This is a genomic window from Azospirillum sp. TSH58 (assembly GCF_003119115.1).
GTDB lineage: Bacteria > Pseudomonadota > Alphaproteobacteria > Azospirillales > Azospirillaceae > Azospirillum.
Map to the genome: position 1 here is coordinate 435,001 of NZ_CP022363.1, position 17,979 is coordinate 452,979.

Below are 17,979 nucleotides of genomic sequence, written 5' to 3' on the forward strand. Positions count from 1 at the left end.
CTCATGAAGCGCGACACGAAGACGATCTCCGTGTCGTCCAGCATGGTGAGGTTGATCGTCTCCTCGGTGGTCTTGCTGAGATGCATCAGGTAGGGCATCGAGCGCTCGAGCAGCCCGTTGCCACGCAGGTAATGGTGCCCGAGGTCGAGCGTCTTGACCGTCAGCTCGAACCGCTTCGTCTCCGGGTCCTTGTGCAGGTAGCCCAGCTTTTCCAGCGTGTGGGTGAAGCGCTGCGCCGCGCTCTTGTCCAGCCCGACGATGGACGCGATCTGGGTCAGGCTCATCGTCGGGCGCGCCGCGTCGAACGCGTTCAGCACGCGGAACGCCTTCTCCACGGACATCACCATCAAGGGATCGCCGGCGCGGGCGGCGCCCTCCTTCACCGACGCGCCCACGTCGACGGTTGCGGATTCCGTGTCTGACTGTCGGGAAGACGGACGGCGCGGAGCCATGGCGTTCGGTCCTGTGGTTCGTGTGCGAGAGATACCGTTGACAGGTCTAGCAAAGCAAGCCAAGCTATTCAATACCAAGTATCGTATTGCAATACGACGCGCCGCCCCGACGGGCGCCGGAACGTCCGCAAGGCGCGCGAAACGCCCCGCTTACAGGAGTGGTCCCGTGTTCAAATTCATCCTCACCGAGGTCCGCGGCCCGGTCGGCATCATCACGCTGAACCGCCCGGAGATCCTGAACGCCTGGAACGCCGCGATGCGCGACGAGCTGGTCGTCGCCTTCGACCAGTTCGAGAAGCAGGACGGTGTGCGCGCGATCATCCTGACCGGGGCCGGCGACCGCGCCTTCGGCGCCGGGCAGGACCTGAACGAGACCAAGACCTTCGACGCCGACCGCGCCGAGGAGTGGGTGGCGGAGTGGGAGCGCCTCTACCACCGCATGCGCACCCTGTCGAAGCCGCTGATCGTCGCGCTGAACGGCGTCGCCGCCGGCTCCGCCTTCCAGGTGGCCCTGCTGGGCGACTTCCGCATCGGCCATGCCGGGGTGCGCATGGGCCAGCCGGAGATCAACTCCGGCATCGCCAGCACCACCGGCCCGTGGATCATGAAGGAGATGATCGGTCTGGCCCGGACTATCGACCTGACCCTGTCGGGCCGTCTGATGGACGCCGAGGAGAGCCACCGCATCGGCCTGATCAACCGCATCGTCCCGCAGGACCGCGTGATGGCCGAATCCCTGGCCCTGGCCGAGGAACTGGCCGCCAAGCCGCCGGTCGCCATGCGTCTGGACAAGCAGCGCTTCCGCGAGATGACCGAGGCCGGCTTCCGCGACGCGCTGGCCGCCGGCGTGCGCATCCAGCGCGAGGCCTACGCCTCCGGCGAACCGGCCCGGATGATGGAGGAGTTCCTCGCCAAGCGCGCCGCGAAGCGCGCGTAAAGCAGACACCGAGTCCAAGGGCGCAACGATCCGCCCACCCGCGCCGCCACGGCGGCGCTCATCCACCGGGGCAAAAGAGACGCCCCGGCCGCAGAACAGGGAGTTTCACATGAGCAAGACCTCCGGCTTCTCCATGGACCGCCGCAGCCTGATGAAGGGGGCCGCCGGCGTCGCGCTGGGCGCCACCCTGCCCGCCGGGCTGCTCCGTCCGGCCTTCGCCGCCACCCAGATCACCGTCGCCGATCCGGGCGGCCCCTACAGCCCGGCCTTCCGCAAGGCCTTCTACGATCCGTTCGAGAAGGCCACCGGCATCAAGGTGGTCAACGTCGCCCGCGAGGCGGAGCCGACCGCCCAGTTCAAGGCCATCGTGGAGACCAAATCCTACACCTGGGACGTCTGCACGCTGACCCTGTCGGCCCGCGACATCCTGATGAAGCAGAATCTGCTGGAGCCGCTGAACTTCACCGCCGCGGACGCGCCCGGCCTGATGCCGGAGTCGCTGACCAGCCATTGGATGGGCACCGACGTCTATTCGACCATCCTCGGCTACCGCGCCGACAAGTTCGCCGCCAACGCGCCGCAGAGCTGGGCCGATTTCTGGAACGTCGAGAAGTTCCCGGGCCGCCGCTCGCTGCGCAAGAACCCGATCGACACGCTGGAGCAGGCGCTGCTGGCCGACGGCGTGCCGCTCGACCAGCTCTACCCGCTCGACGTCGACCGGGCCTTCAAGGCGCTCGACCGCATCAAGCCGCACGTCGCCGTGTGGTGGACCGGCGGCGCCCAGTCCAGCCAGCTCATCCAGAGCGGCGAGGTCGACATGATCGCCCTGTGGAACGCCCGCGCCCAGGCGGTGATCGACGGCGGCGCCCCGGTGAAGATCAACTGGAACCAGGGGCTCTACTCGATCGAGGGCTGGGGCATCCCGCGCGGCAACCCGCGCGCCGACGCCGCCCGCCAGTTCATCAAGTTCTGCGCCGACCCGACCCGTCAGGCCGTCTTCACCGAGGTTCTGGCCTACGGCCCGACCAACCTCGACGCCTACAAGAGCATCCCGAAGGAGCGCGCCCCGGCGCTGCCGACCTTCGAAGACAATCTGAAGGTGATGACCATCGCCAAGGAAGATTGGTGGGGCGCCAACCGGTCGAAGATGAACGAGCGTTTCAACGCCTGGATCCTCGGCTAAGCCCGCCTGTCGGAAAGGAGACCCGCCGCCATGCTCTCACCGCTCGCACAGGCGCGGACAGCGCCGGTCCAGGCCGGAGCCGCCGCCACGCCGAAGCTGCTGGTCGACGGCCTGACCAAACGGTACGGCGCCATCACCGCGCTGGAACCCACCCGCCTGGAGGTTCCGGCGGGCGAGTTCCTGACGCTGCTCGGCCCGTCGGGGTCCGGCAAGACCACGCTTCTGCAGATGATCTGCGGGCTGGTGGAGCCCAGCGGCGGGCGCATCCTGATCGACGGGCAGGACGAGACCCGCACCCCCGTGCACAAGCGGGACATCGGCCTCGTCTTCCAGCATTACGCCCTGTTCCCGCACCTGACGGTGGCGGAGAACATCGGCTTTCCCCTGCGCATGCGCGGCGTCGCCCCGGCGGATCTGGCGCGGCGCGTGAAGGAGGCGCTGGAGATGGTCCATCTGGGCCATCTCGCCGCACGCTTCCCCAAGGAGCTGTCCGGCGGACAGCAGCAGCGCGTCGCCCTGGCGCGCTGCTTCGTCTACCAGCCCTCGGTCATCCTGATGGACGAACCGCTGGGCGCCTTGGACAAGAAGCTGCGCGAGCACATGCAGTACGAGATCAAGCGCCTGCACCGCGAGACCGGCGCCACGATCATCTACGTCACCCATGACCAGGAGGAAGCCCTGGCCATGTCGGACCGCATCTGCCTGATGAACCACGCGCGCATCGAGCAGCTCGGCACCCCGCACGACATCTACGCCCGCCCGAAGACCGCCTTCGCCGCCGACTTCATCGGCGTGTCGAACATCTTCCGCGGGCCGGTCCGGCGCGACGGCAACGGGACGCCCATGCTGGTCACCGGCAACGGCAGCTTCCGCCTGTCCGCCGACACGCCGGAGAGCCAGGACGGCGCCCTGGTCGTCCGTCCCGAGCAGCTCGACATCGACGGCGAGGGCGACAACGAGGTGCGGGGCGAGGTGGTGGACACCGTCTATGCCGGGTCCGAAACCCGCGTCCTGGTGTCGCTGGGCGGCGAGGAGACGATCACCGTCCGGCTGCGCCGCGGCACCGCTCCGCCGCGGCTGGGCGAGGTGGTCGCGGTGCGCTGGCGCGCCGACGCCGGGGTGCTGGTGTCATGAGCGCCGCCACCATGCACGACGGGGCCTTCGCCGCGGCACGGCGGCGGCTGCGCTTCGGCCCGCTGTGGCTGGCCGCCCCCGGCCTCGCCTTCCTCGCCATCTTCTTCCTGTTCCCGGTGCTGCGCCTGCTCGGCCTCAGCGTCCAGGACCTGGAGACCTCGGCCTGGACCGGCGACCATTACGCCCGCATCGTCGCCACGGACGTCTATTTCCGCGTCCTGATGAGCACCTTCCGCATCGCCGGGCTGACCGCCCTGCTGTCGCTCCTGTTCGGCTATCCGCTGGCCTACTGGCTGGCGCAGCTGCCGGAGCGGCAGCGCGGGCTGGCGATCCTGGCGGTGATGGTGCCCTTCTGGACCAGCTATCTGGTGAAGACCTTCGCCTGGATGGTCATCCTCGGGCGCACCGGAGTCATCAACCAGATCCTCTCCGGCACGGGGATGCCCACCCTGCCGCTGCTGCACAACGAGTTCGGCGTGATGGCCGGCATGGTCCACGCCATGCTGCCGCTCGCCGTGCTGACCATGCTGCCGGTGATGACCACCATCGACCGCCGGCTGGTCCAGGCGGCGGAAACGCTGGGCGCGCCGCCGGCCAACGCCTTCTGGCTCGTCTACTTCCAGCTCTCCTTGCCCGGCGTGGCCGCGGCCGGGCTGCTCACCTTCATCTCCTCGCTGGGCTTCTTCATCGTGCCGGCGCTGCTCGGCGGTCCGCAGCAGACCATGCTGGCGCAGCTCATCATCACCCAGATCCAGGAGATGCTGAACTGGGCCTTCGCCGGCGCGCTGGCCACCTTCATGCTGGTCGCCGCCCTGGTCACCTGCTGGGTCTACGACCGGCTGTTCGGCCTGTCCTCCCTCTCGGGGGAAACCTCCGGACGGGCCGGCGGCGGCCAGGGCCGCCTGCGCAGCGCCGGGATGACGGTCCTGTCGGCGCTCGCCAAGGCGTCGGCGGCGCTGGGCGGTCCGGTGGGGCGCGTCCTGGGGCCGAGGATGATGGACCGGCTGCTGCCGCTCTATTCCGCCCTGGTGATCGTCTTCCTGGTCGCCCCGGCGCTGGTCGTGGTTCCCATCGCCTTCACCACCTCGCCCTTCCTCGACTTCCCGCCGCCGGGCTATGGGCTGGAGTGGTTCCGGGTCTACTTCAACTCCGATCTGTGGGTGTCGGCGACCATCCGCTCCTTCGCGGTGGCCTTCGCCACGGCGATCCTGGCGACGCTGGTGGCCGGTCTGGCCGCGCTGGCGCTCGCCCGCTCCTCCTCGCGCTGGCGGGGGGCGATCTTCGCCTTCTTCCTGGCGCCGATGATCGTACCGCGCATCGTCATCGCGGTCGGGCTGTTCTACCTGTTCGCCCAGATCGGGCTGGTCGCCACCGACCTCGGCCTCATCATCGGGCACACGGTGCTGGCCCTGCCCTTCGCCTTCGTCGCCATCTCCGCGGTGGTCAAGGGGCACGACTGGCGGCTGGACCAGGCGGCGGCGACGCTGGGAGCGAACCGCTTCAAGACGCTGATGCTGGTCACCGTTCCGCTGATCCGCGGCGGTCTGGTGGCGGCGTTCCTCTTCGCCTTCATCACCTCCTTCGACGAGCTGACCGTGGCGATCTTCGTCAGCGGCGGCGTCAAGACCACGCTTCCGAAGCAGATGTGGGACGACATGATCCTCCAGTTGAACCCGACGCTGGCCGCCGTGTCCGTCGTGGTCTTCGCGATCGTGATGGCCCTGCTGCTGATGGCGGAGTGGCTGCGCCGTCCGGCGCGCTGATCCGCCCCCCATTCGGCCGTAACCAACCGACCAAACGCATTCGAGATACGCATCATGTCCGATTTCGAAGAAGGGTTCGTCCGCCTGTTCACGCAGGCGGCCCGGACCGGACGCGCCCGCCTGTTCGCCCGCTTCAACGGCGAGGCGCTGAGCTTCGCCACGCTCGACCGCCAGTCCGACGGCGTGGCGGCGGAGCTGCGGCGGCTGGGGCTGAAGCCCGGCGACCGCGTGGCGCTGATGCTGCGCAACAGCCCGCTGGTGCTCTCCACCCTGTTCGGCCTCGCCAAGGCGGGTCTGGTCTGGGTGCCGATCAACGCGCAGCAGCGCGGCGAGGGCCTGCGCTACATCCTGGAGCATTCGGAGCCCGGCGCCATCGTCGCCGAGGCCGAGTTCCTGCCGGTGATCGCCGAGACGGGCGCTGTGCCCGCCGGCACGCCGCTGATCGTCCAGGGCGACCCGGCGGCGGCGCTGCGGCTGGAAACCCTGCTGGAGTCCGACGCCGCCTTCGAGGAGGCGCCGCCCGCCCCCGACGACACCTTCGCCATCATGTACACCTCCGGCACCACCGGGCGGCCCAAGGGCGTGCTGGTGTCGCACCGCATGATGCGGCTGGCCGGCGAGGCGGTGGCCCGCGTCTCCGCCGCCCGCGACGGCGACGTGCTGTTCGTGTGGGAGCCGCTGTACCACATCGGCGGCGCCCAGATGATCGTCATGCCGCTGATCCGCAGCGTGTCGCTCGCCATGGTGGACCGCTTCAGCGCCAGCCGCTTCTGGGATCAGGTGCGGGAGTATGGGGCGACCCACATCCATTATCTGGGCGGCATCCTGCAGATCCTGCTCAAGCAGCCGGTCTCCCCGCGCGACCGCGACCATCCCGTGCGCATCGCCTGGGGCGGCGGCTGCCCCAAGGAGACCTGGACGCCCTTCGAGGAGCGGTTCGGCGTGCAGATCCGCGAATGCTACGGCATGACCGAGGCGTCGAGCATCACCACCTGCAACGACGAGGGCGTGGTCGGCGCGGTCGGCCGCCCGATGCCCTGGTTCACCGTCGAGCTGCTGGACGGCGCGGGCCAGCCGGTGCCGCAGGGCGAACGCGGCGAGATCGTCGTCCGCACCGACCGTCCCGGCGCCATCTTCGCCGGCTATTTCCGCAACCCGGAGGCGACGGCCCGCGCGCTCAAGGACGGCGCCCTGCACACCGGCGACCTCGGCTCGCTCGATGAAAGCGGCACGCTGCTGTTCCACGGCCGGATGACCGACAGCGTCCGCTGCAAGGGCGAGAACGTCTCGGCCTGGGAGGTCGAGCATGTCGCGGCCACCCACCCCTCCGTCGAGGACTGCGCGATCATCGGCGTCGCCGCCGACGTGGGCGAGCAGGACATCAAGCTGTTCGTGAAGCCGAAGGCCGGGGCGACCCTGGACATCCCGTCGCTCTCCGGCTGGCTCGGAAAACAGCTCGCCCCCTACCAGAATCCGCGCTACATCGCCGTGGTCGAGGAGTTCGAGCGCACCCCCAGCCAGCGCATCATGAAGCACAAGCTGTCCCCGGCCTTAGACGGCTGCTGGGATCGGCTGGCCGGCTGACGGCGCGTCTCACCTCCCCCCGCATGCCGCAAGGCTGCGGGGGAATTTTTTTGGACCCGGCTCCCGGCGCCGCCCCTGCCGTCCCGCCGATCGAGCCCGTTTTACTGGAAAGCCTTGGACATGCCGCTGCACCGCTGGTTCTCGAACCGCAAGTTATTGCACAAGATTCTCGTTCCGGTCCTCGTCCTCCTGATCGTCATCGCCAGCCTCGTCTGGACCGCCCGGAGCGCGATCTCCGACCTGACCCGGTCGACCGCCCGCATCACGGACGTGGTCGCCGACCGGCTCGGCGCGGCGATCGCCGTCCAGTCGGCGCTGGGCGACGCCATGGACACCGAGGCGAACGCCATCGTCGCCTCCTCCCGCGAGGCCATCGACGCCGCCAACGCGCAGCTCACGGCCAACATCGCCAAGGCCCTGTCCGCCATCGACACGCTGGCCGAGGCCTACGACGACCCGGCGGAGCGCGAGAGCATCCAGGCCATCAAGTCGATCGTCGGGGAGTATGAGCGCGTCGCCCAGACGACCGTGCAGCTGGCCCGCGGCTTCGACACCGACGGCGCCATCCGCGTGTCCATCGACGTCGGCCGCCCGGTCCGGCAGAAGCTGACCGCGGCGCTGGGCGAGCGGGTGGAACAGAGCATGGCCGAGACGCGGGAGGCCGAAAAGCGCGCCACCGCCCTGTCCCAGCAGGTCATGACGCGGCTCTACACGGTCGCGGGCGCCGGCCTGCTGTTCGCCTTCGGCCTGCTGGGGTCCATCCTGCTGTTCTTCGTCGTGCGTCCGCTGCACCGCCTGACGTCGGAAATGACCTCCATCGCGGCCGGCGACCTGACCGTCGCCATCCAGGGCACCGAGCGCTCGGACGAGGTCGGCCTGCTCGCCCGCGCGCTCCAGGTCTTCAAAAACAACGGGCTGGAGATGCGCCGCCTCCAGGAGGAGAGCGACGCGCACAAGCGCCAGATGGAGGCCGACCGCCGGGCCGCCATGCTGGCCCTGGCCGACCAGTTCGACGCCAACGTGCAGGGCGTGGTCCAGGCGGTCTCGCTGGCCGCCCGCCAGCTTCAGAGCAACGCGCAGACGATGACCGGCGCCGCCGAGACGACGACCGAACAGGCCTCCTCGGTCGCCGCCGCGACGGAGCAGGCGTCGGCCAACGTCGCGACGGTCGCCGCCGCCTCGGAACAGCTCGGAAGCTCCATCGGCGAGATCGGCCGTCAGGTGAACGGCGCCGCGACGGTCGCCCGCGACGCGGTGGTCGAGGGGGAGCGGACCAACGCGCTGGTCGAGCGGCTGTCCACCGCCGCCCAGAAGATCGGCGATGTCGTCAACCTGATCCAGAACATCGCCTCCCAGACCAACCTGCTGGCGCTGAACGCCACCATCGAGGCGGCGCGCGCGGGCGAGGCCGGCAAGGGCTTCGCCGTCGTCGCGGGCGAGGTCAAGGCGCTGGCCACCCAGACCTCCCAGGCGACCGAGGAGATCGCCAGCCAGATCACCGAGATCCAGGCGATCACCGAAGGCACCGTGACGGCCATCCGCAACATCGCCCGGACCATCGCGGACGTGGACGCCATCGCCAGCGCCATCGCCGCCGCCGTGGAGGAGCAGACCGCCGCCACGCACGAGATCGGCCGCAACATCCAGCAGGCGGCCCAGGGCACCCAGCTGGTGTCCGGCAACATCGGCGGCGTCAGCCAGTCGGCCACCGACGTGCGCGAGGCCGCCGCCGAGGTGCTGGACGCCGCGAACAGCCTGTCCCGCGATTCCGACCTGCTGCGCGACGAGATCCAGGGCTTCATCGCCCGGGTCCGCGCCGGCTGACACCTTTGCACGAGCGTGCCCCCCGCGTGACCATTTTTGCGTCGCGCGGGGGCGGCGCCCCCAACGGCCGAATTCGTGGTAGGATGGCGCTCCACAGTCGGAAGCCTTGGAACCCATGCCGAGCCTGTCCAGCGGCCTCAACGCCCTCATCGACACGGTCCTGCGCAGCCACCCGTCGCTGCGGGTGCTGCCGGTGTCCCGCTACACCCGGGACCAGGCCGCCGCCTACGCCGCGGCCAACGGGCGGGCCATCGCCCACGCCGTCGACGAGCGGGGTCGGCAATCGCTTCTGGTCGCCCTGGCCGGGCTGGACTATGTGAGCGTCTGCGACCTCGACCACGTCCTGACGGTTCCCGCCGAACAGCCGGTGTCGCTGGTCGTGCCCGAGCTGCGCGGCGGGCTGCTCGCCCGCTTCACCCCGCGGACCGCCGGGGACGTGTGCCGGATCGTCGAGGCCGTCTGCCCCTGATCCGCCGCGACAGGCCCTCGCGGCGGCCTCCACCCGACCCTCCCCCGCGGCGCGGGGGAGGGCATCGGGACCTCAGGCCGGCTGCATGCTGCCCGTCTGCTGGAAGCGCTGGTGCCAGGAGAAGGCCTCCTCCAGCAGATGCGGGGTGTGGCCGCCGCGCTGGAGCGCCCGGCGGTGATAGTCCAGCGCCAGCTCGCGGTAGCTGGGATGGACGCAGTTGCGGATGATCGTCTCCGCCCGCTCGCGCGGGGCGAGGCCGCGCAGGTCGGCCAGACCGGTCTCGGTCACCAGCACGTCCACGTCATGCTCGTTGTGGTCGGTGTGGGTGACCATCGGCACGACGCTGGAGATCCGGCCGTCCTTCGCCAGCGACTTGGTGACGAAGATGGCGAGGTGGGCGTTGCGCGCGAAGTCGCCGGAGCCGCCGATGCCGTTCATCATCTGCGTGCCGTTGACGTGCGTCGAGTTCACGTTGCCGTAGATGTCGCACTCCAGCGCCGTGTTGATGCCGATCACGCCCAGCCGCCGGATGACTTCGGGGTGGTTGGAGATTTCCTGCGGGCGCAGCAGCAGCCGGCCCTTGTAGCTCCCGATCTTCGGCAGGACCTCCGCGTATTTCCCGGCGCTCAGCGTGATGGAGGAGCCCGAGGCGAAGGTCAGCTTGCCCGCGTCGAACAGCTCGAAGGTGCTGTCCTGCAGGACCTCGCTGTACATGGTCAGGTCGTGGAACGGGCTGTCGATCATGCCGTGCAGCACGGCGTTGGCGATGGTCCCGATCCCGGCCTGGAGCGGATTCAGCGAGCGGCCCAGCCGGCCCTGCCGCACCTCGCAGTCGAGGAACTCGATCAGGTGGCCGGCGATGTCCCTCGTCTCGGCGTCCGGCAGCAGGATGGTGGCGCTGCTGTCCTGCTTGCGCGTCACCACGATGGCCGCGATCTTCGACGGGTCGATGGGGATGTAGGGCAGGCCGGCACGGCTCTCCGCCGTCACCACCGGGATCGGTTCGCGGAAGGGGCGGCGCGTCGGAATGTAGACGTCGTGCATCCCCTCCAGGTCGAGCGGCTGGGTCAGGTTCAGCTCGACGATGATCTTCTCCGCCAGGATGGCGAAGGTCGCGGAGTTGCCGATGGAGGTGGTGGGGACGATCCCGCCCGTCTCGGTGATCGCGCAGGCCTCGATCACCGCCACGTCCACCGGCCCCATCTGGCGGGAGCGCAGAAGCTCCACCGTCTCCGACAGGTGCTGGTCGACGAACATCACCTCGCCGCGGTTGATCGCCTTGCGCAGCACCGGGTCGGCCTGGAACGGCAGGCGGCGGGCCAGAACCCCGGCCTCCGTCAGGATGCGGTCGACGTCGTTGCCGAGCGAGGCGCCGGTCATCAGCGTGACCTTCAACTGCTCCGTCGCGGCGCGTTCGGCCAGCGCCAGCGGAACCGCCTTGGCGTCCCCGGCGCGGGTGAATCCGCTCATGCCGATGGTCATGCCGTCACGGATCAGCAGGGCCGCCTCCTCCGGCGTCACCACCTTCCCCCACAGGGACTTCAGGCGAATACGGTCGCGGTACATGGTTATCCTTTGCACGTTCTCGGGCGTTTGTTGCCTGTTGAAATTGTTCGGCAGACGATTCACTCGTTTTATTGTTGGGATCCGTCATAGGCCCGGCTTTCGCAGCGCTGCAATTGCCGGTCGGTCATATCAGGGTGTCCTAATGGGCATGAATGGCCGCCTTGCGCCGCCACCCCTCAAACGCCCGGTTGTGCCCCGGCACCGCCCTGGGGCATATGGATGGGTCTTGCCGCCGCGGCTGCGCCGCGGCCAACGAAAGAGCCTGTCAGGGAGCCTCCGCCGATGCGTTTCTCGTCCCTCACCGACCGCATCCGCGGCGACCGCGTCGCGGCCTGGGACATCCATTTCGCCGCCTGGGCCGCCAAGGGGCGCGGGGAGGACGTGATCGTGCTGAGCGTCGGCGACCCGGATTTCGACACGCCCGCCCCGGTGCGCGACGCCGCCATCGCCGCCCTGCACGCCGGCGACACCCACTACACCCCGATTCCCGGCCGTCCGGAGCTGCGCGCCGCGCTGGCCCGCGACGTCGGCCGCCGCACCGGCCTGCCGGTCGAGCCAGAGAACGTCATCGTCTGCGCCGGGGCGCAGAACGGCCTGTTCAACGCCACCCTCTGCCTCGTCGAGGCGGGGGACGAGGTGCTGGTGCCGGAGCCGATGTACCTGACCTACGAGGCCTGCGTCCGCGCGTCCGGCGCCACGCTGGTCCCGGTGGCGCCCGACGCCGCCACGCTGCGGCTAGACCCGGCGGCGCTGGCCGCCGCGGTCACCCCGCGCACCCGCGCCATCTTCCTGGCGACCCCCGCCAATCCCACCGGCATCGTCATGTCGGCGGAGGAGTTGGAGGCCGTCGCCGACCTCGCCCGCCGCCACGACCTGTGGGTGGTCGCCGACGAGGTCTACGCCAGCCTGACCTTCGACCGGCCGCACATCAGCATCGCCACCCTGCCCGGCATGGCGGAGCGCACGGTGACCATCAACAGCCTGTCCAAGTCGCACGCCATGACCGGCTGGCGCGCCGGCTGGGTGGTCGCCCCGGCGCCGCTGGTCGCCCATATGGGCACGCTGGCGCTGTGCATGCTCTACGGCCTGCCGGGCTTCGTGCAGCAGGCCGCGCTGGTCGCCGTCGAGCAGGGCGACGAGGCGGTGGCGGCGATGCGCGAGGGCTACCGCCGCCGCCGCGACATCGCGCTGGCGGCGCTCGGCTCCGTTCCCGGCCTGCGCTGCCTGAAGCCGGAGGCCGGCATGTTCATGCTGGTGGACGTGCGCGGCACCGGCCTGCCGACCATGGAGTTCGCGTGGCGGCTGTTCCGCGAGACCGGCGTGTCGGTCCTCGACGCCGGCGCCTTCGGCCCGGCGGCGGCGGGCTGCGTCCGCCTGTCCTTCGCGGTCGGCGAGGCGGAACTGGCGGAGGCCTGCCGCCGCATCGCCGCCTTCGTGACGGGGCTTGGGCCGGCGGCGTGACGCAAGCCCGCCACGCTCAACCGCGCGGCAGGTAGCCGAGCTGGTGCGAGATCGCGTCCGCCGTCTCCACCACCTTGGTCCGCAGATGGTCGAGCGTGGCGGGCTGGTCCATCACGGCGCTGGGGCCGGACAGGTTGATCGCGGCGATGACCTCGCCCCGGTGGTCGCGGATGGCCGCCGCGATGGCGACGATCCCCGACACGAAGGAGGAGCGGTTCATCGTCCAGCCGCGCTTGCGGTCCTCCGCCACCTCCTGGATCAGCGAGGTCAGCGTGACCGCCGTGGTGTCGCTGTAGCGGTCCAGCCGCACGCCGGTGTAGAGCTGCGCGATGGCCTCGTCGGTGAGGCCGCTCAGCAGCATCCGCCCCATCGCGGTGGCATGGGCCGGCAGGCGGTAGCCGACCGCGATGTTGCTGGACAGCGTCATGTGCGAATGGGCGCGGTAGACGTAGACGATCTCCGTCCCGTCGCGCACCGCCATGTGGGCGGAGATCTGCGTGCTGTCGCGCAGCCCGTCGATGTAGGGGATCGCCACCTCGATCCCGTCCAGCCCCGACAGGTAATGGTAGCCGAGCTGCATCGACCGCGGCGCCAGGCGGTAGGACTTGCCGTCCCCCGCCCGCCCGATGTAGCCGAGATGCTCCAGCGTGAAGACCAGCCGGTAGGCCGAGGCCCGTCCGATCCCCAGCGCCTTGGCGATGTCGGTCAGGGACAGGGTCCGGCGCTGCGGCGTGAACAGCTCCAGGATGGCCAGCCCGCGCTGCAGCGCCGGGGCGATGTAGGTGTTCGGATCGGTCTCGCTCATGTGTCCCGGCGCAACCCCTCGATGGCGCGCCGGTAGGCGGCCCGGATGGCGTCCTCCCGGACGTGGCGGCCCTCGCGCACCACGGTCCGCCCCGCCGCGACCACGTCGCGCACGGCGTGCCCGTCGCTGGCGAAGACATAGGCGTCCAGAAGGCTGTCGTCGGTGCGAGAAAGCAGTTTCGGGTTGTCGGCGTCAAGCACGACGAGGTCGGCGGGCTGGCCCACCTGAATACCGCCGCCGGTCACCGGCTGGCCCAGCGCCTGCGCGCCGCCGGCCACCGCCGCCCGGTAGAGGCCGCCGCCGATGGACGGGCAATCCCCGATGCGCAGCACGTTGCGCCGCCGCTGCACCAGCCGCTGGCCGTATTCCAGAAGCCGCAGCTCCTCCGCCGCGGACACGCTGATGTGGCTGTCCGATCCGACGCCGAAGCGTCCGCCCTGCGCCAGGAAGGGGATGGCGGGGAACAGCCCGTCGCCCAGATTGGCCTCGGTCGTCAGGCAGAGGCCGGCCACGGCCCCGCTCGCCGCCATGCCGTCCACCTCCGCCGGAGTCACGTGCGTGGCGTGGACGAGGCACCAGCGCGGCCCGACCGGGGCGTTCTCCAGCAGCCACTCCACCGGGCGCTTGCCGCTCCAGGCGACGCAGTCGTCCACCTCCGCCGTCTGCTCGGCGATGTGGATGTGGATGGGCGCGCCGGGGTCGAGCGCGTCGAGGCCGGCCAGCGCGTCGCGCATCTCCTCCGGCGTCACCGCGCGCAGCGAATGCAGGGCGAGGCCGGCGCGGCGGCCCGCCCGTTCCGTCCCCATCGCCGTCTGCATGGCGGCGACGATGGACAGCAGCCCGTCCACGTCGTTGATGAAGCGCTTCTGCCCGTCGGACGGCGGCTTGCCGCCGAACCCGCTGTGGGCGTAGAGCACCGGCAGATGGGTCAGCCCGATCCCCGCCGTGTCGGCGGCGGCCAGGATGCGGCGCGACATCTCCGCCCGGTCGGCGTAGGGGCGCCCGTCGGTGTCGTGGTGCAGGTAGTGGAACTCCGCCACCGCCGTGTAGCCCTGCTTCGCCATCTCCATGTAGAGCAGCGCCGCGACGGCCTCCGCCGCCTCCGGCGTCATGCGGCGGACGAAGCCGTACATGGCGTCGCGCCACGTCCAGAAGCTGTCCTCCGACGCGCCGGCGTATTCGGTCAGCCCGGCCATGGCGCGCTGGAAGGCGTGGCTGTGCAGGTTGGGCATGCCGGGAATCACCGGCCCGGCGGCCTGCGGGAGGCCGTTCGCCTCCGCGTCCCGCTCCACAGCCGTCAGCGTCCCCCGCGCGTCGAAGCGCAGCGCCACGTTCGAGGCCCAGCCGTCGGGCAGCAGCGCCCGTTCGCAGAAAAGCCCGTTCATGCCGTCCATGCCGTCCATCGCCGCCCCCATCACGCCTGTTCCTCAGCCCAATCGGCCATCGCCCCGACGAAGCGCCGCAGAAGCGGGCGAATCCGCGCGGCGCGCGCCTCGTCGAAGGCGAAGGGCGCATCCTCCTCCATGTAGGTCACCTGCGCCATCTCGAGCTGCACGGCGTGCCAGCCCTCGGACGGGCGGCCGAAATGGCGGGTGATGTGGCCGCCCTTGAAGCGCCCGTTGAGGACATGGGTGAAGCCGTCGGCCCCGGCGTCCGCGCCGACCGCGACCAGCCGGTCGCTCAGCACGGGATCGGCGCTGCGCCCGTCGTTGGTGCCGATGTTCAGGTCCGGCAGCCGCCCCTCGAACAGCCGCGGCACGACGGAGCGGATGGAATGGGCGTCGAACAGCACCGCCCGCCCGAACTCGTCGCGCAGCCGGGTCATCTCCGCGGTGATGGCGTCGTGGTAGGGCGCCCAGTAGCGGGTGACCCGCTCCGCCACCTCCGCCGCGTCCGGTTCCGCGCCCGGCCGGTACAGCGGCGCCCCGTCGAACAGGGTGGTCGGGCACAGGCCCGTGGTGGCGCCGCTGTAGAGCGGCGTGTCGTTGCTGGGGCGGTTCAGGTCGACGATGTAGCGCGAGAAGCGCGCCTGGATCACCCCGACTCCGAGATCCTCCAGGAAGTCGTAGAGCCGCGGCAGGTGCCAGTCGGTGTCGGGCAGCCCCTGCGCCTCCGGCACCAGCCGGCCGATGAATCCGTCCGGCAGCGCGGTGCCGACATGGGGCAGGCTGACCAGCACCGGACGGCGCGCGGCGCGAAACCCGAAGACGTCCATATCCTCTCTCCCCTGCGACATGTGTTTTGTCAGCAAAACTTTTTGCGTCCCTGTTGTGGCGCCCCCGGCCCCGGCGGCGGTCGCGGTACACAGCCGCAATACCGGCGTTGCCATAAGGCGTCCGTCATGCTCCAGTATGACAAACGGCGTTGACGCGACTGTTTTCCCTGGGCAACATATGTTTTATAGGCAAAACACGGCGCTGCCAAGCCGCTCGCTGCGCAAGGGGGTTCCCCGGCGTCCGAGACTGGCAACGCAGGCGCAACGAACAGGGAAATTTCGACCCATGAAGTCCTTTGGTAAGTTTCTCGCCGCCGCCGCCGTCGCGGTTGTCACGGTGGTCGGCGCCGGGTCCGTCCCGGCGCGCGCCCAGGACGCGGTGATCGCCTCGATCAAGCAGAACGGCACCTTCCGCGTCGGCGTGGACGCCACCTTCGCGCCCTTCGAGTTCTCGCAGGACGGCAAGAAGACCGGCTTCGACATCGAGCTGGTCGAGGCCATCGCCAAGGAGCTGGGCGCCACCAAGGGCGTCGAGTGGGTGGACATCGACTTCAAGGGCCTGATCCCCGGCCTGATGGCCAACCGCTTCGACATGATCGCCTCGGCCATGTACATCACCGAGGAGCGCCGCAAGGTCGTCGCCTTCTCCGACACCTACTATCCGGGCGGCCTCGTCATCATGGTCAAGGCCAACAACGCCGCCGTGAAGGGCCCGGCCGACCTCGAGGGCAAGACCGCCGCCGTGCAGATCGGCACCAAGTCGGTCGTCCATCTGAAGGAACATTTCCCGAAGACGAAGATCGTCGAGGTCGAGACCAACGCCGAGATGTTCGGGCAGGTCGAGACCGGCCGCACCGACGTCGCGGTGACCGGCAAGCCCGCCGCCAAGCTCTACGCCCAGACGCATCCGACCGTGAAGGTGCTGGACGACCAGCTCACCACCGAGGATTACGGCTTCGCCATGCGCAAGGAGAACACCGAGCTGGTGACCAAGGTGAACGCCGCCATCGCCAAGCTGAAGGCCGACGGCACCTACCAGAAGCTCATCGACAAGTGGTTCGAAGCCAAGAAGTGATCGATTCTTTCGTGAACGGAGGACCCCTCCCGTGACGCTCGACTTCGCCCCCGTCTGGGGAGGGTTGCCGGAGCTGCTGAAGGGCACCGTGGTTACCATCGAGGTGACCGCGGCGGCCTTCCTGCTCAGCGCCGTGCTTGGCCTGCTCGTCGGCATCATCCGGCTCAACCCGGCGCGGCGCGTGCTGTACGGCATCGCGTCGGCCTATGTCGCCTTCATCCGCGGCACGCCGCTGCTGGTGCAGCTGTTCCTGCTGTTCTTCGGCCTGCCGCAGTTCGGCATCCTGCTGCCGGCGTGGCTGTGCGGCGTGATCGGGCTCGGCATCTACAGCGGCTCCTACGTGTCGGAGGTGGTGCGCGGCGCCATCCAGTCGATCGACCGCGGCCAGATGGAGGCCGCCCGCTCGCTCGGCATGTCCTACCGCGAGGCGATGTGGGAGGTGGTCCTGCCGCAGGCCTTCCGCCGCATGCTGCCGCCGCTGGGCAATGAGACCATCGCGCTGATCAAGAACTCGGCGCTGGTGTCGCTGCTGACCATCGACGACGTGATGCGCGAGGGGCAGCGGATCATCTCCACCAGCTTCCGCGCGCTGGAGGTCTACATCGCCGTGGCGCTGATCTATTTCATCCTGACCAACGCGGCCACCTGGATCCTGCGCCAGATCGAGAAGCGCATGACCGTGGAAAGAGGGTAAGCCGGTGATCGAGATCCGCAACGTCTACAAGAGCTTCGGCAGCACCGAGGTGCTGAAGGACGTCAGCCTGACCGTGCCGCCGTCGCGCACCACCGTGGTCATCGGCCCGTCCGGCTCGGGCAAGAGCACGCTGCTGCGCTGCTGCAACTGCCTGGAGGTCGCCGACCGCGGCGAGATCCGCATCAACCACCGCACCATCATCGCCGACGGCAAGCCGCTGCCCGACAAGGAGCTGAACGCCCTGCGCGCCGAGACCGGCATGGTCTTCCAGTCCTTCAACCTGTTCCCGCACATGACCACGGTGGAGAACGTCATGCGCGCCCCCGTCGTGGTGCGCGGCGTGGCGAAGGCCGAGGCGCGGGAGCTGGCGATGGAGCTGCTGCGCAAGGTGGGGCTGGGCGACAAGGCCGACGTCTATCCGTCCACCCTGTCGGGCGGGCAGAAGCAGCGCGCCGCCATCGCCCGCGCGCTCGCCATGAAGCCGAAGGTGATGCTGTTCGACGAGCCGACCTCCGCGCTCGACCCCGAGCTGGTCGGCGAGGTGCTCCAGGTCATGAAGACGCTGGCCGAGGAGGGCATGACCATGATGGTGGTGACCCACGAGATGGGCTTCGCCCGCGAGGTCGCCGACACCGTGGTCGTGATGGCCGACGGGCGCATCGTCGAGTCCGGCCCGCCGGAGCAGATCTTCACCAACCCGACGCAGGAGCGCACCCGCGGCTTCCTGCGCGCGCTGGTGGACGGTCATCTCGCCGGCGCCCGCCCGCAGCCGGCGGCGGACGACCCGCTGGACGCCCTGCCCGGCAACCACTGACGC

Annotated in this window: 16 protein-coding genes (1 of these 16 only partly in view); 11 read left to right on the forward strand and 5 right to left on the reverse strand. The window is 69.9% G+C overall.

Annotation, left to right across the window (positions count from 1 at the left end):
- Positions 1–452, reverse strand: partial view of an IclR family transcriptional regulator gene (locus TSH58p_RS01825; RefSeq protein WP_109068824.1) — the 5' portion only. It extends 430 nt beyond the left edge of the window; 452 of the gene's 882 nt are visible here — the first part of the coding sequence; the start codon lies at positions 450–452; its stop codon lies off the left edge, out of view.
- Positions 453–618: 166 nt separating this feature from the next.
- Here TSH58p_RS01825 and TSH58p_RS01830 point away from each other — a divergent pair, with 166 nt between their 5' ends.
- From TSH58p_RS01830 to TSH58p_RS01860, 7 genes are all read left to right on the forward strand, one after another.
- Complete coding sequence (locus tag TSH58p_RS01830; protein ID WP_109068823.1) at positions 619–1,389, forward strand: enoyl-CoA hydratase/isomerase family protein; 771 nt, start codon at positions 619–621, stop codon at positions 1,387–1,389.
- Positions 1,390–1,498: 109 nt separating this feature from the next.
- Entirely contained in the window at positions 1,499–2,572 is a 1,074-nt protein-coding gene (locus TSH58p_RS01835) for a polyamine ABC transporter substrate-binding protein (protein ID WP_109068822.1), read from the forward strand.
- A 30-nt stretch (positions 2,573–2,602) separates the two neighbouring features.
- A complete protein-coding gene (locus tag TSH58p_RS01840) occupies positions 2,603–3,706 on the forward strand; it encodes an ABC transporter ATP-binding protein (protein WP_109068821.1) in 1,104 nt (367 codons plus the stop codon).
- The gene (locus TSH58p_RS01845) at positions 3,703–5,469 is read left to right on the forward strand and encodes an ABC transporter permease subunit (protein WP_109068820.1); all 1,767 of its coding nucleotides are present in this window, start codon (positions 3,703–3,705) and stop codon (positions 5,467–5,469) included. Before TSH58p_RS01840 ends, TSH58p_RS01845 begins: the two co-directional genes overlap by 4 nt.
- 54 nt (positions 5,470–5,523) lie before the next feature.
- A complete protein-coding gene (locus TSH58p_RS01850; RefSeq protein WP_109068819.1) occupies positions 5,524–7,053 on the forward strand; it encodes an AMP-binding protein in 1,530 nt (509 codons plus the stop codon).
- A gap of 120 nt (positions 7,054–7,173) precedes the next feature.
- A complete protein-coding gene (locus TSH58p_RS01855) occupies positions 7,174–8,877 on the forward strand; it encodes a methyl-accepting chemotaxis protein (RefSeq protein ID WP_109068818.1) in 1,704 nt (567 codons plus the stop codon).
- 115 nt (positions 8,878–8,992) lie between these two features.
- Positions 8,993–9,346 (forward strand): hypothetical protein, encoded by a 354-nt coding sequence (locus tag TSH58p_RS01860; protein ID WP_109068817.1) that lies wholly within the window; start codon positions 8,993–8,995, stop codon positions 9,344–9,346.
- Between the two features lie 72 nt (positions 9,347–9,418).
- Here TSH58p_RS01860 and TSH58p_RS01865 read toward each other — a convergent pair whose 3' ends face one another.
- Positions 9,419–10,912, reverse strand: a complete 1,494-nt coding sequence (locus TSH58p_RS01865) for an acetyl-CoA hydrolase/transferase family protein (protein WP_109068816.1) — start codon at positions 10,910–10,912, stop codon at positions 9,419–9,421.
- Positions 10,913–11,194: 282 nt separating this feature from the next.
- Here TSH58p_RS01865 and TSH58p_RS01870 point away from each other — a divergent pair, with 282 nt between their 5' ends.
- On the forward strand, positions 11,195–12,373 hold the full coding sequence (locus tag TSH58p_RS01870; RefSeq protein WP_109068815.1) for a pyridoxal phosphate-dependent aminotransferase: 1,179 nt from the start codon (positions 11,195–11,197) through the stop codon (positions 12,371–12,373).
- Between the two features lie 16 nt (positions 12,374–12,389).
- Here the strand turns inward: TSH58p_RS01870 and TSH58p_RS01875 are convergent, their stop codons facing one another.
- The 3 genes from TSH58p_RS01875 to hutG are packed head-to-tail and all read right to left on the reverse strand — an operon-like array spanning position 12,390 to position 15,393.
- Complete coding sequence (locus TSH58p_RS01875) at positions 12,390–13,178, reverse strand: IclR family transcriptional regulator (protein WP_109068814.1); 789 nt, start codon at positions 13,176–13,178, stop codon at positions 12,390–12,392.
- The gene (locus TSH58p_RS01880; RefSeq protein ID WP_199230058.1) at positions 13,175–14,563 is read right to left on the reverse strand and encodes a formimidoylglutamate deiminase; all 1,389 of its coding nucleotides are present in this window, start codon (positions 14,561–14,563) and stop codon (positions 13,175–13,177) included. Before TSH58p_RS01880 ends, TSH58p_RS01875 begins: the two co-directional genes overlap by 4 nt.
- 29 nt (positions 14,564–14,592) lie before the next feature.
- Positions 14,593–15,393, reverse strand: coding sequence for an N-formylglutamate deformylase (gene hutG / locus TSH58p_RS01885; protein ID WP_109068812.1), 801 nt, complete (start codon positions 15,391–15,393; stop codon positions 14,593–14,595).
- Between the two features lie 286 nt (positions 15,394–15,679).
- Between hutG and TSH58p_RS01895 the strand changes: the two genes are divergently transcribed.
- From TSH58p_RS01895 to TSH58p_RS01905, 3 genes are read left to right on the forward strand one after another with little or no spacing between them, the layout of a single operon-like run.
- Complete coding sequence (locus tag TSH58p_RS01895) at positions 15,680–16,468, forward strand: glutamine ABC transporter substrate-binding protein (RefSeq protein WP_109068810.1); 789 nt, start codon at positions 15,680–15,682, stop codon at positions 16,466–16,468.
- A 31-nt stretch (positions 16,469–16,499) separates the two neighbouring features.
- Positions 16,500–17,162 (forward strand): amino acid ABC transporter permease, encoded by a 663-nt coding sequence (locus TSH58p_RS01900; RefSeq protein WP_109068809.1) that lies wholly within the window; start codon positions 16,500–16,502, stop codon positions 17,160–17,162.
- 4 nt (positions 17,163–17,166) lie between these two features.
- Positions 17,167–17,976, forward strand: a complete 810-nt coding sequence (locus TSH58p_RS01905) for an amino acid ABC transporter ATP-binding protein (RefSeq protein ID WP_109068808.1) — start codon at positions 17,167–17,169, stop codon at positions 17,974–17,976.
- The last annotated feature ends 3 nt before the right edge of the window (positions 17,977–17,979 follow it).